This is a genomic window from Enterococcus sp. 12C11_DIV0727 (assembly GCF_002148425.2).
In the GTDB taxonomy this organism is placed as follows: domain Bacteria; phylum Bacillota; class Bacilli; order Lactobacillales; family Enterococcaceae; genus Enterococcus_L; species Enterococcus_L lemimoniae.
The window spans coordinates 338789-357014 of record NZ_CP147248.1 but is presented as its reverse complement, the minus strand read 5'-3'; the positions used below and the strand labels follow the sequence as shown (position 1 = coordinate 357014).

At 36.8% G+C, this 18226-nt stretch carries 17 protein-coding genes; 6 read left to right on the top strand and 11 right to left on the bottom strand.

Annotation, left to right across the window (positions count from 1 at the left end):
- Positions 1–14: 14 nt before the first annotated feature.
- On the bottom strand, positions 15–1079 hold the full coding sequence (locus A5866_RS01790; protein ID WP_086444546.1) for a dipeptide epimerase: 1065 nt from the start codon (positions 1077–1079) through the stop codon (positions 15–17).
- A 304-nt stretch (positions 1080–1383) separates the two neighbouring features.
- Between A5866_RS01790 and A5866_RS01785 the strand changes: the two genes are divergently transcribed.
- Both A5866_RS01785 and A5866_RS01780 read left to right on the top strand, forming a co-directional pair.
- The gene (locus A5866_RS01785) at positions 1384–1950 is read left to right on the top strand and encodes a helix-turn-helix domain-containing protein (protein ID WP_086444547.1); all 567 of its coding nucleotides are present in this window, start codon (positions 1384–1386) and stop codon (positions 1948–1950) included.
- A 125-nt stretch (positions 1951–2075) separates the two neighbouring features.
- The gene (locus A5866_RS01780) at positions 2076–2417 is read left to right on the top strand and encodes a metal-sulfur cluster assembly factor (protein ID WP_086281890.1); all 342 of its coding nucleotides are present in this window, start codon (positions 2076–2078) and stop codon (positions 2415–2417) included.
- 83 nt (positions 2418–2500) lie between these two features.
- Here A5866_RS01780 and A5866_RS01775 read toward each other — a convergent pair whose 3' ends face one another.
- The 7 genes from A5866_RS01775 to ppdK form a co-directional block, all read right to left on the bottom strand.
- Positions 2501–2947 (bottom strand): hypothetical protein, encoded by a 447-nt coding sequence (locus A5866_RS01775; RefSeq protein ID WP_086444548.1) that lies wholly within the window; start codon positions 2945–2947, stop codon positions 2501–2503.
- A gap of 423 nt (positions 2948–3370) precedes the next feature.
- Positions 3371–3718 (bottom strand): EamA family transporter, encoded by a 348-nt coding sequence (locus tag A5866_RS01770; protein ID WP_086444549.1) that lies wholly within the window; start codon positions 3716–3718, stop codon positions 3371–3373.
- Entirely contained in the window at positions 3715–4083 is a 369-nt protein-coding gene (locus A5866_RS01765; protein WP_086281893.1) for an EamA family transporter, read from the bottom strand. The genes A5866_RS01770 and A5866_RS01765 overlap by 4 nt, the downstream gene beginning before the upstream one ends.
- 14 nt (positions 4084–4097) lie before the next feature.
- Positions 4098–5066 carry an alpha/beta hydrolase gene (locus tag A5866_RS01760; protein ID WP_086281894.1) on the bottom strand — a complete coding sequence of 323 codons (969 nt, stop codon included), beginning with the start codon at positions 5064–5066 and terminating at the stop codon, positions 4098–4100.
- A 185-nt stretch (positions 5067–5251) separates the two neighbouring features.
- The gene (gene lysA, locus A5866_RS01755) at positions 5252–6553 is read right to left on the bottom strand and encodes a diaminopimelate decarboxylase (RefSeq protein ID WP_086444550.1); all 1302 of its coding nucleotides are present in this window, start codon (positions 6551–6553) and stop codon (positions 5252–5254) included.
- A gap of 111 nt (positions 6554–6664) precedes the next feature.
- The gene (locus A5866_RS01750; protein WP_086444551.1) at positions 6665–7762 is read right to left on the bottom strand and encodes a serine hydrolase domain-containing protein; all 1098 of its coding nucleotides are present in this window, start codon (positions 7760–7762) and stop codon (positions 6665–6667) included.
- 182 nt (positions 7763–7944) lie between these two features.
- A complete protein-coding gene (ppdK, locus tag A5866_RS01745; RefSeq protein ID WP_086444552.1) occupies positions 7945–10554 on the bottom strand; it encodes a pyruvate, phosphate dikinase in 2610 nt (869 codons plus the stop codon).
- A gap of 175 nt (positions 10555–10729) precedes the next feature.
- On the opposite strand from ppdK, the gene A5866_RS01740 reads away from it, so the two are divergent.
- Genes A5866_RS01740 through A5866_RS01730 form a run of 3 tightly spaced genes read left to right on the top strand, consistent with a single transcriptional unit; the run spans position 10730 to position 14145 of the window.
- Positions 10730–11365 carry a helix-turn-helix transcriptional regulator gene (locus A5866_RS01740; protein ID WP_086281898.1) on the top strand — a complete coding sequence of 212 codons (636 nt, stop codon included), beginning with the start codon at positions 10730–10732 and terminating at the stop codon, positions 11363–11365.
- A gap of 41 nt (positions 11366–11406) precedes the next feature.
- Positions 11407–12219 carry a pyruvate, water dikinase regulatory protein gene (locus A5866_RS01735; protein ID WP_086281899.1) on the top strand — a complete coding sequence of 271 codons (813 nt, stop codon included), beginning with the start codon at positions 11407–11409 and terminating at the stop codon, positions 12217–12219.
- Between the two features lie 15 nt (positions 12220–12234).
- Complete coding sequence (locus A5866_RS01730; RefSeq protein ID WP_086444553.1) at positions 12235–14145, top strand: fructose-1,6-bisphosphatase; 1911 nt, start codon at positions 12235–12237, stop codon at positions 14143–14145.
- A gap of 34 nt (positions 14146–14179) precedes the next feature.
- On the opposite strand, the gene A5866_RS01725 is transcribed toward A5866_RS01730, so the two are convergent.
- Positions 14180–14839 (bottom strand): ABC transporter ATP-binding protein, encoded by a 660-nt coding sequence (locus A5866_RS01725; protein WP_086444554.1) that lies wholly within the window; start codon positions 14837–14839, stop codon positions 14180–14182.
- 15 nt (positions 14840–14854) lie between these two features.
- Positions 14855–16384 (bottom strand): ABC transporter permease, encoded by a 1530-nt coding sequence (locus tag A5866_RS01720; protein ID WP_086444555.1) that lies wholly within the window; start codon positions 16382–16384, stop codon positions 14855–14857.
- 204 nt (positions 16385–16588) lie between these two features.
- Between A5866_RS01720 and A5866_RS01715 the strand changes: the two genes are divergently transcribed.
- Complete coding sequence (locus A5866_RS01715) at positions 16589–17545, top strand: serine hydrolase (protein WP_254907559.1); 957 nt, start codon at positions 16589–16591, stop codon at positions 17543–17545.
- Between the two features lie 45 nt (positions 17546–17590).
- Here the strand turns inward: A5866_RS01715 and A5866_RS01710 are convergent, their stop codons facing one another.
- A complete protein-coding gene (locus A5866_RS01710) occupies positions 17591–18226 on the bottom strand; it encodes a V-type ATP synthase subunit D (protein WP_086444557.1) in 636 nt (211 codons plus the stop codon).

The following is an 18226-nucleotide window of genomic DNA, read 5'->3' as shown; positions in this document are numbered from 1 at the left end:
GACACTCACCTTTCTTATTTGCTCAAACCTAAGCCAGCTTTGTTTGATAATGAAATCAAACTAGTCGCTTCCAAACCAACGCCTCCGGGAATTGCCACTTCATTCAACCCGAACGTTGCATCTAAATCAGCTCTGGTAATATTTTTAGTTGCAGCAGCTAAATGAGCGGCCGCTGTCACTCCGATATTCGTTTCTTCTACCATACATCCAATCATACACTCAATGCCTGCCGCTTCACAAATGCTATTGATTTTCAATGCTTCATGGATTCCTCCGCATTTCATTAGCTTGATATTCACAAAATCGACTGCACGTGCTTTGATCAAACGCAAGGCGTCTTTAGAATTAAAACAGCTTTCATCTGACATGATCGGCGTCATCACGTGATTTGTAACAAATGTCAACCCTTCGATATCATGATAAGCGACCGGTTGTTCAACTAACTCAATATCAAATTGGGCTAAATGATTGATTGTATTTACAGCTTCTTTAGGGTTCCAACCTTGATTGGCATCTAATCGTAGTTTGATTTGACTGCCAACTACTTCCCTGATAGTTTTGATTCTGGCAATATCGGATACAAACCCTGTCCCAACTTTTATTTTTAACGTATCAAATCCCTGTGAAATAGCTAATTTTGCTTTTTCAGCCATTATTTCAGGTGTATCGATCCCAATCGTCATATCTGTTTGAACAGAAGAAGCAAAACCGCCTAGAAGTTTATACACTGGAAGGTTAGCCTTTTTCCCAAACAAATCATAACATGCAATATCGATCGCTGTTTTGGCTGAGGGAGCTTGTGCCGCAACAGAATTCATAATGCTGTGAACTTTCTCCAAATCTAATGGATCCACACCTAGCAATTGTCTTTCAAATAATTGAATACATTCAGTTGTCCCCTTCAAGGTCTCACCCGTGATCAGAATCCCAGGAGAGCCTTCACCGTAACCAATAGTGCCTTCGTCTGTTTCAATTTCAACAATTGCACTCATCGAGTGTTCGATCGTTCCCAATGAAATGGTGATTGGCTCTTTTAGTTTTACAGCTTTGGGTGCTACATTAATTTTTGTTATTTTCAATTTATTTCCCCCAATAGTATTTCTTTTAATTTTTTACTCATTTTCAGTGCATCTTCTACTCTTTTCATTTTGAAATTAAATCATGCTACAAGAACTAATAACCTCTCTTTTTTTAATTTTGAATTAAATTTGATTGTTAAATTTGAATTATTGGTTACAATTTTAAGTTTAGTATATGAAAATGTCAACATAATAATGAGATTATGATGTGTTTTTATTCATTAAAATTCAAGTGCTTGTAATTTTGTAACGAATTCGAGATAATATGAATGAAAAAAGGAATTTAGACAAAGGACGGCTGTAGATGGAATTTAGAAAAATTAAGAGTTTAAGAAAAGAAAAAAAGATTACTTTAACAGAACTTGGTGAGAAAACAGGTTATTCTGCAAGCTTCTTATCGCAAATCGAACGTGGCACTAATCGCCCCTCTCTAGAAGCTTTACGAAAAATTGCCGATGCACTTGATGTCACGGTAGCTTCTCTTTTAGCAAATGAAGCTCCTCAAGTTATCCAAGACGAAGAAACATCAGCTCATGGCTATAAAGTTATTCGCAACTCTTCAGGTACGATTTACAACCCTTGGCAAACAAATTCTACATATTATGATACCTTGTTTAATTTACCCGTACATACGAACAACATGGTGATTTCAAAAATTTATATTGATGCACAGTCCTCTTCTAGCGGAAGAAAAATTGCTCATAATCTTTGTGAAATCAATTACGTGATCAAAGGCGAAGCAACGATCGAACTTCAAGATGAAGTGCTTATCTTACACGAAGGAGACGCAATATTTTTAGAAGCGTTCACTCAACATAACATTATAAATGCTACTGAAAACGAGTTGATGCTCTTTACTTTGCAATTTTAGTTCTGGCTTTCTTTTCACTGAGTAATTCGTGTGCTAATCGCATTTAATTGAAAAAGATTCTCATTTACAAAGCATTTAAAAAAAGGTATTATATGGGAAGAACGAACTATAAAGGAGTAGATACAATGACTGAAACAAATCAAGAATGGTCTGCTGAAGAGATTGAAGATATCAAAGAAGAGATTCTAACTGCTCTGGAGACAGTAATTGACCCTGAGCTTGGAATCGATATTGTGAATTTAGGATTGATTTATGAAGTAGACTTCGCGCAAAATGGTGATACGGTTATCAAAATGACACTAACAACTATGGGTTGCCCACTAGCTGACATTTTAACGGATCAAATCCATGAAGCGCTGAAAGAAATCCCAGAAGTAAAAAATCCAGAAGTAAAACTGGTCTGGTATCCAGCTTGGACAACGGATAAAATGTCTCGTTACGCTCGGATTGCTTTGGGTATTCGCTAGTTTTTTATTTACTATTTTGATTACGAACAGTTAGAAAGCTTTCAGGTTGCTATCATTGTGATAGTAATCTGAAAGCTTTTATGCTAATTATCCCACTTCTTATCTGCTTTTGTAGTTGCTACTTGCCACGCTCCTTCTGAAATAACTGATACGATATAGTTATCAGCATCCTTAGGAATTTGAACAACCACCTTCCCTGTGTAACTGCCAGTTCTATCAACCAATATTGCTATGATTTCTCCATCACTATCCAATAATTTAACGGTGAATTTTGCCGTTCCATTATAAGTTAGCGTAATGACTACAGGTCCTTTTTTAAAAGCTAAATTAGTAATTACATCGTCGCCATTACCCGTTCTTGCCAATGAAGTCCCGATAGTTTGAGCATCACCGCTACTTTCGCAGCTATAATTGCTACCTTGATTCACTCCGTAATTATCATCTCGAGCACTTTGAGGACTTTTATTTTCAATCTTGCAACCTGATAATAGAAATAAGAGCAAAACCGATAGTACCAACATTTTTTTCATCTTTTCCCTCCCTACATTCGCACAATCACGCATCCTGACAATAGCACCACCATCACAACAAAAAATAGTGCCACCCTAAGTTTTTTACTCATTATTTCCCCTCCTTTATCTTCACTATTTTTTTAAGTATATAAGATTCTAGCTAAGACAAACCTTCAATATTCTCCCAACTTTATTACGAAAAAAAGCTTTACTGCAATTGCTCTTCAAAGAACAATCACAGTAAAGCTTTCCATATATCTTTTTATTTTTTGGCTGCTTTCAAAACTGCATTCAACATAATGATTCCTGTCACGATCGTTGTTACCGCCTGTAGTAATTTGATTTTATCGATTCCTTTGCTTTTAGTAGACATAGTAACACCTCCTGTTGTTTATAGTTTCATCTCACAACTAAATGGTTTAGCTTACCACCAAACAGCTCTTACTGACTAATAATAAACACACCAACGATGATCAAAATAACGGCTAGTACTTTGCGAAAAGTCAGCTTTTCCTTAAAAATAAAATAACTGATAATAACTGTCCAAACATAAGTCAAAGATGTCATAGGAAAGGCAATCGAATAGTCCAAAAATTTTAATAATGTGATATTCGTTACAGCACTTAAAATATATAAAAAGGAACCTAAGTAAATCCAACCATTCGTCACGACTCGTTTTAAGGTTAGTTGAGGTAGATCATTCATTCCTTTTTTCAAAGCCAATGCTCCTGCACTGCCCGAAAAAGTCGTAATAATCAGGATCGTTAAGATCGCAGCATAATTGATCATACGCTTTCCTCATTTCCTTCAATCCCCAAAAGAATCGAACCTGCAATAATGAAGCCTGTTCCTATTAACTTATACCAAGTAATACTTTCATCTAAAAACAATGCCCCCAAAACAATCGATAATGCAAAACCCAAACTCATCATTGGTTGTAAAATCGACACTTCCCCATAACGAAAAGCTGCCATCATGAAAAACATCCCAGCTCCTGCCGCTATAAACCCAATAAGATAAAGTAAAATAGCATAACTGCCTGTGCCATCTGCCCCAAATTTCCAAGCTAGCTGACCTAAACTACTGAGTGCTGCAGCAATTAAAATCAATAAAATTCCCAAGCTTAATTTCTGTTGTTTATTTTTTGCGTCCATACAATTTCCCCTTCCTAACAATAGCGATGAATGAATTCAAAAACAGTCTCAAAATAATGTTCTGGTTCATAAATAAATGAAGACAAATGCGGGGCTTTTTCAACAATCAAACTTTCTTTAACACCATTCGTCGCTTCCATATTTTCGTATAGCATTTGGTGCGGCACAAATTTGTCCCCTGTCCCATGGATGAATAAAGTTGGCAACTCATTTTTTTCTAATTGACGAACTGAAGACGCATCTTTCAACGAATAGCCCACTTTCTTTTTAGCTAAAGCATTCGCAATCGTCAAAATCGGAAAGGCTGGCAACTTAAATGCTGAACGCAGCATAGCCCCAAATTCATTGTAAACAGAGGAATAACCGCAATCTACAACAAATCCTTTAATGTTTTCCGGTAAGTTTTCTCCACTTGTCATCATCACCGTCGCCGCGCCCATTGAACCGCCAAACAAAATAATTTCTGCTGCGGGTTCAATCACGAGGACCTCTTGGATCCATTTTAATAAATCCAAACGATCCAGCCAGCCCATTCCAATCACATTTCCAGTACTTTTTCCATGCGCCTTCAAATCAGGCACGAGGATATTGTATCCTTGTTCAGAAAATTTTGAAGCGACAAATGCCATATCACGCTTGCCAAACGAGCGATAGCCATGAACACAAATTACCCATTTTTTACTTTCAGGATGCGGGATGATCAAACGACTATATAATTTTTCTCCTCCTGTTTTAAGCCAATGATCTTGCGCAAATGCTAATTGCCAAAACGCATCACCTTGTTGAATTTGTTGCTCCTCGATCAGATCATACTGTGACTTCCCTTTATTAAAATTATCTGGATTCATCATTTTATGACCTGTCTCGTCATACCATTTATTGTTTCTAAAAAGTGCGACATTCAAGAAAAAATTAGCCGCATAGACCGAAATTACAATAACCAAAATCACTATAATAACCAAAACGAACAGAACCCACTTCAAACACGACACCTCAATTCTAACAAATTTTTTATCTACTCTCATTATACTCTTATTTCAGAAAAAAAGTACGAATGCACTCAAATACAAAAAAGACTGGGCCATAACTCTGCGAGTTACAACCCAGCCGCCTGCAATCTTAATAAATGGTAGAAACAAAAGTAACCTCTTCCGCCCCAACCATTTTTCTATTCACAATCCAGAGAAATTAAATCTTCATATGTTTCGCGGCGAATAACCAACTTGTCCTGTCCATTTTCAACAAAAATAACAGCTGGCTTTAAATTACGGTTATAATTGTTTGCCATTGAATAACCATAGGCACCTGTGCTAGTCATAGCAAATAAATCTTCGGCTGCCATCGGCGGTAATTCGATTTCTTTGATCAAGATATCACCGGACTCACAATATTTCCCAACCACTCTTACCGTTTCTGGTGTTTCCGTACTAATTCGATTGGCTAAAAAACCATCATAAAGCGCATCGTATAAAGCAGGACGAATATTATCTCCCATTCCGCCATCAACTGACACATAATGACGTACATCAGGAATCACTTTTTGCGAACCAACTGTGTAAACCGTTGTACCTGCTTCGGCAATAATACTACGGCCTGGTTCAATCCAGATTTCTGGAAATGAGTAATTCAATAATTCACATTGCCCTTTTACTGCATTCACAATCGCTTTGACAAACGCTTCTGGTTCTAATGGATCATCTGCTTCAGTATATTGCACACCAAAACCGCCACCCATATTTAAAATCTCTACAGTATAATCAAATTTTTGCTTCCATTGATTTAAAATTAGCATCATTTTTTCTACAGCAGCTAAAAAGCCTTCAGCTGAAAAAATCTGTGAACCAATATGACAGTGGGCACCTTTTAAAATCAAATGCTCATCCGCTAAGATTTTTACTAACGCCTCTGTCGCTTGACCACTGTTGACATCGAACCCAAATTTTGAATCTACTTGCCCGGTTAAAATGTACTCATGGGTTTCTGCATCAACACCTGGTGTGATTCGGAACATCACATTTTGCTGCTTCCCAGTTTCTTTCAAAATGGTACTCAATAAGTCGATTTCGTAAAAATTATCAATAATGATCGTTCCTACACCTTGCTCTACAGCGTATAACAATTCTTCTTTCGTCTTATTATTACCATGAAACTCAATATTTTCAGGGGACATACCGCCTTTGATCGCTGTATAGATTTCTCCAGCAGAAACAACATCGCAGCCAAGTTCTTCCTCTTCTAAAAGCTGATACATAGCTAAACAACAAAATGCCTTGCTTGCATAGATAACCTTATTTCTTACTCCTAAAGAGTTGAATGTTTGTTTAAATCCTCGAGCACGCTCTCGGATATGCGCAACGTCATAAACAAATAAAGGAGTTCCGTATTTCTCGGTTAGACCTACAACGTCACAGCCTCCGATCGTTAAATGATCTTGTTCATTAAATGTTGCTGTTCCAAATAATAGTGGCATCTCTTCACCTTCTTCGATTGATTTATTAAAAATAATAGCACAAAAATGAAAAACTTCCTATCTATTTTTCATGATTTTCACAATATTTTACAGTAACTGTGACAAGCTTGTTTAGCTAAAGTCCAATAGCGTCTGGTATATTGTTTCACTTAATTCGTTCATCCCATTATATGCTGGTTGATTTGCAAAAAGAATTGCCAGATTTTGATTTTTTTGATCGCCATAGATCACGGTATCATACCCACCTAAATTCCCTTCAGAGTATTTTAAATCATCAAAATAAAATAGCCCAGCTTGGTATCCATTTTGCTCAACACTTGCAAGTTGCGCGTATTCCTTTTGCTCAAAAAGTTGACCATTAGCCAAACTTTGAATAAACACCCAGAAATCTTCCGTTGACATATATAAATTCCCAGCTCCTAACAAACTTGAAAAAAGTTTCTCACTTGCTGGAAATGGATCAGCCTGATAGTCCTGTCCCATATAAAAATAGGGCTTTGGTAGTGGTTCATCTTTGGGTACTTGGTCCCAAAAATAAGTGTGTCTCAATGCTAATTTATTGATCACTCTTTTTTGGACAACCTCTTCATAGGTTTGTCCAGTAAGTTTAGAAATAATTCCTGCCAATAAAGTGTAATTTCCATTTGTATACAAAAATTCCTTATTCGATGTTGTAGATAAGGTATTCAACGCATTTCTCAATTGGCGATCTTGATCTGCCAAAAGTTGTTCTGGCTCTTTTTCTTCCATCAAAATGCCAGAGTTATGATTAAGTAACTGTTGGATCGTGATCGTCTCGCTAAGATCGATTTCAGGATAGAAGTGATCTAATGTGGTCTCCAGTGTAAGTTGGTCCTCTCTCACTAATTCTAGAATAAGTGACCCCGTAATGATCTTTTGCAAAGAAGCAATTGGATAAAGGCTATCATTTTTATTGGGAACTTTGGTTTGGGCAACAGCATATCCGTAACTTTGTTGATAAAAAATCTGTCCTTGATGGATAATCAGCGCTGTTCCTTGAAAATGAGCGTCTTCGATCAATTGATTAATCGTCTCTTTGCATTTTGATTCTGAACTAGTAAACGCTTGTTTTTTTGACGAATGTTCTACAAAAAAGCCATTTTCCTGTTTAATAAACAAATGACCAATCAACATTAAACATAAAACAAGCAGCCCAAATGAAACGAGCCATTTCCAGCGCAAATTCATCTACTTCACTTCTTTCCCAAATAACTTCTACTAAATTATACCATTTGCCGGAAAAAAAGCAGACTAATAAAACAAAAAGGCACTTAGAATCCTAAAAAAGGTTGGAACAGAAGCAACTCCTTCTTACTTCTCGGAGTCAAACGCTTCTATCCCAACCTCTTATTCTAGTCTAATGTTTGATTTTATTTTTCTTGCGCAATCGTTAAAATCGCTGCCGGAACTCGATAAGGAGAGCATGAAATATAATCCACACCAATTTTTTTCAGAAAACGAATCGATTGAGGATCGCCGCCAACTTCACCGCACACGCCGATTTTAATCGTCGGATCAAAATGCTTGATTTTATCTACCGCGATCTTCATCAAAGCCCCAACTCCTTCTTCATCGATATGCTGAAATGGATCTTCTTTTAACAATTGTTTTTGTTGATAAGCACCAATAAATTTGCCCGAGTCATCACGTGAAAAACCATAAGTCAACTGAGTTAAATCATTCGTACCAAAACTGAAAAAGTCAGCAACTTCAGCGATTTTTTCAGCAGTTAAACAAGCTCTAGGAATCTCTAACATTGTCCCGATTTTATATGAAATCACTTGATTTTTTTCTAAAAAAATAGTTTGAATCGTTTGATCTAAACGCTCTCGTAACCAGCCCATTTCCTCTTGACTACCAATGAGAGGAATCATGATTTCTGGTATGATCGTGAGGCTTTTTTCTTTTTGAGCAACCTCTAATGCACTTTCTATAATGGCGGCTACTTGCATTTCGTAAATCTGAGGGGTCGTAACAGCTAAACGACAGCCTCGATGTCCTAGCATTGGATTTTGTTCATGAAGCTCGTCTATGCGGTGCTTTATTTCCCCTACAGTTCGTTGCGTCGCATTCGCTAAATGGGTTATTTCAGCTTCTGTTTGCGGTAAAAACTCATGCAGAGGCGGATCCAGTAAACGAATCGTACAAGCTTTTCCATTCAATAACGTAAACATTGTTCTAAAATCTTCTTTTTGGAATTCTTTTAGCTGATTCAAAGGCGCCATTAAAGCACCCTCACTTTCAGCAAGAATCATTTTACGCATTTCAAAGATTCGCTCTTCACCGAAAAACATATGTTCTGTCCGTGCCAAACCAATTCCTTCTGCCCCTAATTTCAAAGCAGTTTTGATGTCAGCAGGTGTTTCAGCATTGGCTTTGACGCCGATAGTCGCTTCTTCTTTGGCCCAGTTTGTGATTGTTTCTAGCAGTTGCCACTCATCGCCTTCAACATAAGGGATATCACCTCTGTAAATCGTCCCTGTTGTCCCATCTACAGAAATAACGTCTCCTTGATTTAAGGTAACACCTCCTGCTGTGGCCTGTTCTAAAAATTCATCTACATAAATCTCTTCACAACCTGCAACACAACACACACCCATTCCGCGAGCCACTACCGCCGCATGAGAGGTCATACCGCCTCTAGAGGTCACGATTGCCTCACTGACCACCATCCCCTCAATATCTTCTGGCGATGTTTCTTGTCGAATCAAAATAACTTTTTCTCCCTGTTCACTTGCTTGTTTTGCACGTTCTGCCGTGAAGTAGATGTTTCCACTCGCAGCCCCTGGACTTGCTGGTAATCCTGTGGCAAAAACTTCCGCATTCTTTAATTGATCAGGTTCAAATACAGGATGGAGTAATTGAGTGACCATCGTTGGATTAATGCGTTGAATTGCCTCCGCTTTAGAAATAATCCCCTCTTCAACTAACTGAATACACACTTTGAAAGCTGATTTAGCGGTTCTCTTTCCATTTCTAGTTTGTAAAAGATACAGCTGACGATTTTCAATCGTAAATTCAATATCTTGCATATCTTTGTAATGACGCTCTAATAAATGACTCAACGTTAAAAATTCCTGATAGACTTCTGGCATCAATGATTCTAGTTTACTGATGGGTTGCGGTGTTCGGATACCTGCTACAACGTCTTCTCCTTGAGCATTTAATAAAAATTCTCCAAAAATCCCCTTTTCACCTGTCGCCGGATTTCTAGTGAACGCTACCCCTGTTCCACTATCCAAGCCAAAATTACCAAAAACCATTTCTTGAATATTAACTGCGGTTCCTAAAGAATCACTGATATCGTGCAAACGGCGGTAAGTGATTGCTCGACGATTATTCCACGAACGAAAGACTGCCTCGACCGCTAATTGTAACTGCTCATAGGGATCTTGAGGAAAAGCTTGATGAGTTACTTCAAGAAAAATGTTTTTATAAACCGCTACCAATTCCTGCCAATCTTCAGCTTGCACCTCTATATCTGATTGGTAACCTTTCTTTGATTTATAAAAATCCAACTGCTCTTCAAATCGATTTTTGTCAATACCGCAAACAACATCCCCAAACATTTGTAAAAGCCGTCTATAACAATCATAAGAAAAACGAGCATCCCCAGTTTTTTGTGTCAAGCCAAGAACGGTTTCGTCATTCAAGCCAAGATTTAATATCGTATCCATCATACCCGGCATTGAAAATTTTGAACCACTTCGAACTGAAACCAATAATGGATCAACAGCATCACCTAAGCGCTTCTTCGTTCTTTTTTCCATACTCTCAATGTGTTGTCGAATTTCTAAATTTAGTTCATCTGACATCTGTTCTTTCTGTTTTAAGTAATCCAAACAGGCCTCTGTTGTGATTGTAAAACCTGTTGGTACTGGCAGCTTCAGCTTTGTCATCTCCGCTAAATTGCTCCCTTTACCACCTAATAAATCACTTTGTTCTTTACTTCCTTCAGAAAAATCAATCACATAGTTCACGAGCAAACTCTCCTTCTTGTTTTTAAATAGTGTATCACATTAACTTATTTACGATTATATTGTGTATCACATTGTATGTCAAGAAGAATTAGTGTAACTTTTTTTTAGTGTTGCTTTATTTTTATAAGAAATATATAATAAATAGTGTGTCACATTTAGAAAGTAGGTCGATAAAATGAAACTTACCTCAAGACAATTAGAGATCATCAAAATCGTCAAGGAAAATGAACCAATCAGCGGTGATAGTATCGCTAAAACATTAGGGTTAAGTCGGGCAACCTTGCGCAGCGATTTAGCTATTTTGACGATGACTGGTTTGCTTGATGCAAGACCAAAAGTCGGCTATTTTTATACAGGCCAAACCATTGAACCATTGCTCTACGAAAAACTGTATAAAAAAACAGTCGAAGATATCATGCTCCCACCTATTCTGATTCATCAAAGTACAACGGTTTATGATGCCGTTACTAATTTATTTATGTATGATGTCGGTTCACTCTATGTAAAAGATGATAATGATGAATTAAATGGTGTCTTATCACGAAAAGACTTATTACGAGCAGCAATCAGTAACCCAAATACAGAAAAAACGCCTGTTGCTATGATCATGAGTCGGATGCCCAACATCATCACGATTACGCGCGACCGCACCATTTTAGAGGCAGGTGGATTATTGATGCAGCATAGTATTGACACAATACCTGTCGTTGAGAACGATCAGCCGAAAAAAGTGATTGGGAAAGTAACTAAGACTAGGATCATGTCTTATTTTATAAATGCCGGTAATGATATTGAAAAAGAGAATTATTGATCTTCAAAAAAATAAACCTTTAAAAATTAGGAGAGTGTATCATGCAAAAAGACAAAATCAAAATTTATTTAGTATCAGATTCAGTCGGTGAAACCGCTCAAAAAATCATTTCAGCCGTCTCAGCTCAATACCCAAGTATTGATATGAGTGATATCCAGCGCTTCCCATTTATTACAGACGAAGAATTACTGCAACCAATTTTGAGAGATGCTTTACATGATAAAGCTGTTGTTGTTACAACGTTAGTGAATAAGAAACTAGTAAACTTAGTGAAAGACTTTGCCAATAGAACTGGCTTACAATATGTCGACTACATGAGCCCCTTAAGTGAAATCGTTGAAGGAACGTTTGGTGTTCAACCATTACAAGAACCAGGTGCCATCCACAAGTTAAATGAACAATATTTCAGTCGTGTTTCTGCAATTGAATTTGCTGTAAGATACGATGACGGAAAAGATTCGAAAGGCTTTTTAGAAGCTGATTATGTGTTATTAGGCGTTTCCCGTACTTCAAAGACCCCTTTAAGTATGTATATGGCTAATCGCAATCATAAAGTCGCCAACTTACCGTTGATTCCTGAGGTTTCTTTACCTGCCGAATTAGATCAAATCGACCCGAAAAAAATTATTGGTTTGACCACTAGTATTGACAGTTTGATGGACATTCGTAAATCACGACTGCATTCATTAGGTTTAAAAGAAGATTCTGCTTATACAAATGCCGATCGCATTCAAGAAGAATTAGATTATGCCAATAGTGTTTTTGAAAAATACAATGCACTAGTAATCAACGTTGATAAAAAATCCATTGAAGAAACAACAACTATTATTGAAGATTTAGCCCAAAACCAATAGTCAGGAGTCCTCTAGATGAGTAACAGACAATCGAATGAGTTGATTGCCGAAATAATTAATTTAGAAGCGATTTTAAATTTACCAAAAGGAACTGAACATTTTATCAGTGATCTTCACGGTGAGTTTGATGCGTTTAATCATATTTTACGAAATGGTTCAGGAAGTATCCGTGATAAAGTTCATACTCTTTTTAACCAAGAACTTTCTGCTGAACAAATGGATGAACTATGCTTTTTGATTTATTACCCTGAAGAAAAAATTCACTCTTTAAAACGACAGCAAGAATTAACGCAACAGTGGTGGTATGAAACAATCGAACATTTATTGGTGATTGTCCGCTTTTCATCAAGCAAATATACTCGCTCTAAAGTTCGTAAAGCCTTACCTAAAACATATGCCTATATATTAGAGGAATTGATTTATCAATATGATGAAACAACCAATAAAAAAGCCTATTATCGGCAAATCATCAAAAAAATTATCGAACTGAACGAAGCGGAACGGTTTATCGCTGATTTAGCCTATTTAACGCAACGTTTTGTGATCGATCATCTTCATGTAATTGGTGATATTTATGATCGTGGACCTCATCCTGATAAAATCATGGATTCTTTGATGACGTATCATTCGCTTGACATCCAATGGGGAAATCACGACATTATTTGGTTAGGAGCGGTCAGTGGTTCAAAAGCTTGTTTGGCAAATGTCCTGCGAATTTGCGCTCGTTATGGGAACCTTGATCTCTTGGAAGAAGCCTACGAAATTGATTTGCATCGCTTAAAATCCTTCAGTCGCAAAACGTATCAAGAAAATATGCATTTTAAGCCAAAGCAAAATCCTTATCGGCAACTTACAACGACTGAAAAGATAGATGCAATGAAAATTCAACAAGCGATGGCGATCATTCAAGAAAAACTAGAAGGCCAAATCATAAGCAGACGACCGGAATTTAACATGCAGCCAAGATTATTACTAGAAAAAATTCAAGGGAATCAAATTGTGATTAGTGGTCAATCCTATCAACTGATCAATTCATGCTTTCAGCTGATTGACCCACTCACTCCTTATCGACTAACCGAAGAAGAACAGTTTGTTATAGATGATTTGATGACGCAATTTCAACATTCATCAAAATTGAAGCAACATATGGAGTTCTTATTAGAAAAAGGCTCTCTCTATCTTTCTTATAATCACAATTTATTGATTCATGGTTGTGTTCCTCTTAATGAAGATGGCTCATTTCAGTCTGTGACATTTAACGGCAAAAACTACTCAGGCAAAGAGTTATTCGATTTTTTTGAAATGAACATTAGAAAAGCCTTTGATCAACCCTGGCAAACAGATGATTTTTCAACCGACGTTGTTTGGTATCTTTGGTGTGGCGAAAGTTCCTCTCTTTTTGGTAAAAATGCTATGAAAACATTTGAACGCTACTTTATTGAAGAAAGTAATGCCCACGTAGAAACTAAAAATGCGTATTATAAATTGAGGAACAACGCTGAAATTTGCCAGAAAATTTTAAAATCTTTTGAGCTTGATCAGCTAGATGGCCATATCATCAATGGACATACACCAGTCAAATTGATCAAAGGCGAGTCCCCAATCAAGGCTGATGGCAAAATGATTGTGATCGATGGCGGCTTTTCTCGTGCTTATCAGAAAGTAACAGGTATAGCTGGCTATACTCTTTTGTACAATTCTTTCGGTATGCAACTAGCTGCTCACAAATCATTTTCAGATAAAGAAACAGCCATCAAAAACAATGATGATATTATTTCTACTCGACAAATTGTTGATCGCCAAGTAAAAAGACTACAAGTTAAAGATACAACGATTGGTCTTTCTTTACTGAATGAAACTAGACAATTAAAACAACAGCTAGAGTATTTAGACCAATTTTCTGATAGTAAGCAACAAAAAAACTAAGATGCTAGCTTTTTAAGCATCTTAGTTTTTTTGTTCACGTGATTAATGCAAATGCTTGATTTTTCAATTCATAAACTTTATCACATACTTTAGCTATCCCTTGTTCATGGGTCACGATAATAATACATTTTTTCTGCTCATGAGCTACTTTTTGAAATAGTTGAACAATATCCTTCGAGTTTTTTTCATCTAAATTTCCTGTGGGTTCATCTGCTACAATCAATTCATGATCACAACATAGCGCTCTGACAATAGCAACACGTTGCTGCTGTCCACCAGAAAGCTGTGTTACGTTTTTATTTGCTAGTGTTTCATCGATTCCTACATTTGCTAAGCTTTCTAATGCAAACGCCTTTTTATCTGCTTGTTTTGAACTTGAAATTGCCATAGCTGTCAGTACATTATCCAGCGCAGACATGTAGGGTAATAAGTTATATGCTTGGAAAATGATCGATACATCATTTTTACGATAATTTCTGAGTCCAATTTTAGCCAAAGATTCACCGTTATACAAAACAGCTCCTGCTTTAGGAACATCTAAACCTGCAATCAACGAGAGAAATGTTGTTTTACCCGAACCGCTTGCTCCTAAAATGGCATACATATTGCCTCGCTTAAATTCCAAATTAACATTTTTATAAAGAGATTCCTGTTCATTTTTATACCAATATCCAACGTCCTGTGTTTGTAACATCCAATTTCCTCTTTTCTATGTGGTTAATATTTTTTTAGGTTGCAACCATAAAATTCCAACTGATGATAGCACAATTGAAAAGAAACTGATCAATAGTCCTAATACAGTTAACAGAGCAATTTCTTTTGGCTGAACTGAGATATTAAGCTCCTTGATTGCTTCAGCTGATTCTTTTGAGCTGGCTCCAATTCCATTTATACCACCTTGATCTGGTCTTCCTGGACCTTGATTCTCTCCGGCACCCATTTTAGTTGGCTGCCCCTGCTCATTACTAGGTTGTTGAACATCTTCTGTCTGCTGACTAATCAACTGCTCCCCTACGACATTACCAACAATATTTCCGCTAAATGTTGCAATCACTAATGCAAAAAACATACAGAAAATAATTTCGCTAAAAAATTGTAAAATAACTTTAAAACGAGACTCTCCAAGTGATAATAATACACCAATTTCATACCGTCGTTCTCTGATCGTCATCATCACGATCAATGTTAAAATAATGATTCCTGCAATTGCAACTAGGATCACAATATTTTTGGCAAAACTGGACACATTGTTTAACGGTTGTAACATTTGTTGGTAGGCTTGATCATTTGTTTGTAAGCTAAAGCTTTCTGTGTCAATCAATTTTTCGGCAGATTCGGTAAACGCGTCCATTTGCTTTGGATCGTTCAGGGTATAAGATGCAGAATCAATTGTGTCCTTGGCATCGTCACCTTTTAATGTGTTGGCCAATGTATAAGAGGTATATAATGTATTAGCTGGATTTAAAAAATTAAACATCATTCCCATACTATCGCCGTTTTCAGAAGTTTTATAGATCCCTTTGACTTTTAATTCATACGTTTTCGTACTTTCTTGTGGATCTGTGATTTTAAAGGTGCTGCCCACTTTTAACTCGTTTGCCTCAGCTAAACTCTGTTCGATAACAACATTGTTCGTTTCTTCATCCGTTTCACTAATCGTTTCACCATCTATTAGCTCAGCTACCCCCTCAGAAAAATCACTTAACATCGATAAATTCATGACTCCTCTAACTTGAAAGTCACTTTGGCTCATATTCTCCATTGGACCGCCTCCCATTCGGCCATCTTCTTGAGTTTTTTCTCCTATTCCAGCATCTGCCTGATCAGCATTCGTACCATCAGTTATTGTTTCATCTTCTGCTTCGTTTGAAATAGGGGTGATCCCCTCACCTGCTCCAGCAGATGAGGACGATAAAAAGGAATACGATTTAACGTTCTTTAACTCTGCGATTTTTTGTGCATCAGCCAATGAAACAGGTGTTAAACTAAAACTACTTGGATCAGGTTTTTCTTTACTACCATCCCCTTCACTTTTTTTCATCGCAGCTTCTCGATTTGCTGAAAGTGTAACCGTTGCGCCAACACTTTTTTTAGCATTCTCTGTTGCGCTCAACGCGGCACTTTGAATCGTTAAACCTGCTAAAACAAAAATCAAAATAGCTGAAAAAACAGCGCACAGCAATAAAGTCCTTCCTTTTTTAGCTTTCATACTAAGTAAAGCCCGTTTCATAAAATCCATATAAATCCTCCTTATTTAACAGCTCGATAACATCTATCACTTTAGTTCACTTACCTTAAACAAACCTTAAATCCTACTCATTCTTCGCTTTTTTCCAAACCTTGCAAATCTAATAAAAAAATGATTAAATGGTTGTGGTCGTATTTTTTTTAACGTGTAATATGATTAGATTATTTGATTTTTTAAGAAAGGATCGAGCATTCGTTGGAAAAACAGAAAATGACGCTTTACGGGATGATTTTCTCGATTTGTTTCTTTTTGATCGTATCGTTCTTTTTTTCTACTCATACAGTAGACTACGCAAACGAAACAGAGACAAGCGGAAAAACCAATGTACCAGTTAAAAAAATAGCTTCCGCTCCTGTTAAGGATATGGAACCAAGTGAAAAAGAAAGCCCAGAACTTACGGCTTTTTATCATAAAATCGAGCAAACAATGACAGATACTATAAAAAGCTTCAACGGTGATGTCGGCGTAACTTATGTAGATTTGACAACAGGCAAGCAGCTTTCCGTCAATGGGACAAAAGAATTTTACAGTGCAAGTACGATCAAAGTGCCTTTAGCTATGATGGTTGCGGATAAAGTCCAGGCCGGTAGTTTAAAATGGGATGATCAGCTGACTTTTAATGAAAAAGAAGATTATGAAGATGGCACTGGGATCATTATAAATAATATTCAACCCAGCTATTCCTTAAGAACTTTACAGGAATATAGTATTACCTATTCAGATAATATCGCCAAAAATATGTTATATGATACATTTGGTGGCGATGTTGCAGCTAAAAAAGCACTATATGCTCATTTTCTACAAAAGGAAACTGATTGGGATGACGCAAAATTCACTTCTGAAGATGCTGCTAAAATCCTTAAAATCTTGTTTGAAGAAAAGTCTTCAAACTCCGAATATCAGACTATTTATAACTATATGAAAAACACAGTGTTCCATGAGCGGATGGAAACACCTACTACTTCAGGTAAAGTGGCACATAAAATCGGCTCTTACGCAGGTTTTCTACATGATATCGGGATCTTAGAAACAGAACATCCTTTTATTTTAACCATCTTTACAAACGGAGAAACAGATGCCGGTATCCCTTTTATTTCAACACTTACGGATCAATTGTGGGCTGTTCAAAGTAATGAGTATCCAAAAAAATAGAGAGGTTGGGACACTTTTGTCTCGGCCTCTCTATTTTTAGTTTGATCAAGTATTACTGCTCATATTTTTTATCTTGATCAAGCGAGTGATTTCACTTCGCTCATTTTCTTCCAATTTCATTTGAATATAATAACTTGTTTCTTCTAATTGAGGAATCGTCATATACTCTAAGGCGTTAACTCGTCGACGGGTTTTCTCAATTTCTTCTGACATCAACTGACAAGTCTTTTCGACTTCTGCTAATTCCAGTAACTTCGGTAAAATGGTTGAAATTTTATCAAATGCACCATCTAATTCAGCGTTTGAATTAAGGTAACCATAATTTAATGGCGCATTTACGATGCTCTCATTATAAAGAAAATTCATGATTGGAACTGTCACACTCATGATATTTTTTTCGATTACGTCAAGTGAAACATCATTCGCTGGAACAGCTACTAATTCCTCAATAAATGCTTCGTTCAAGGTTGCATTCGCTAAAACAAAGCTAGAGAGTGCTGTTGTCACTTCATGTTCTACATCGATTCTGAGCTGATTATTTTTTTTGACCAGTAAAATAAAGCGACGCATCAATTCATCTTGTTTGTCTTTTAATAGTTTATGCCCTCTAGTTGCGGTACCCAACTGCTTCTTTAAACGAGAGAGTTCCATTCGAGTAGGATTCACATTTAAACGTGCCAT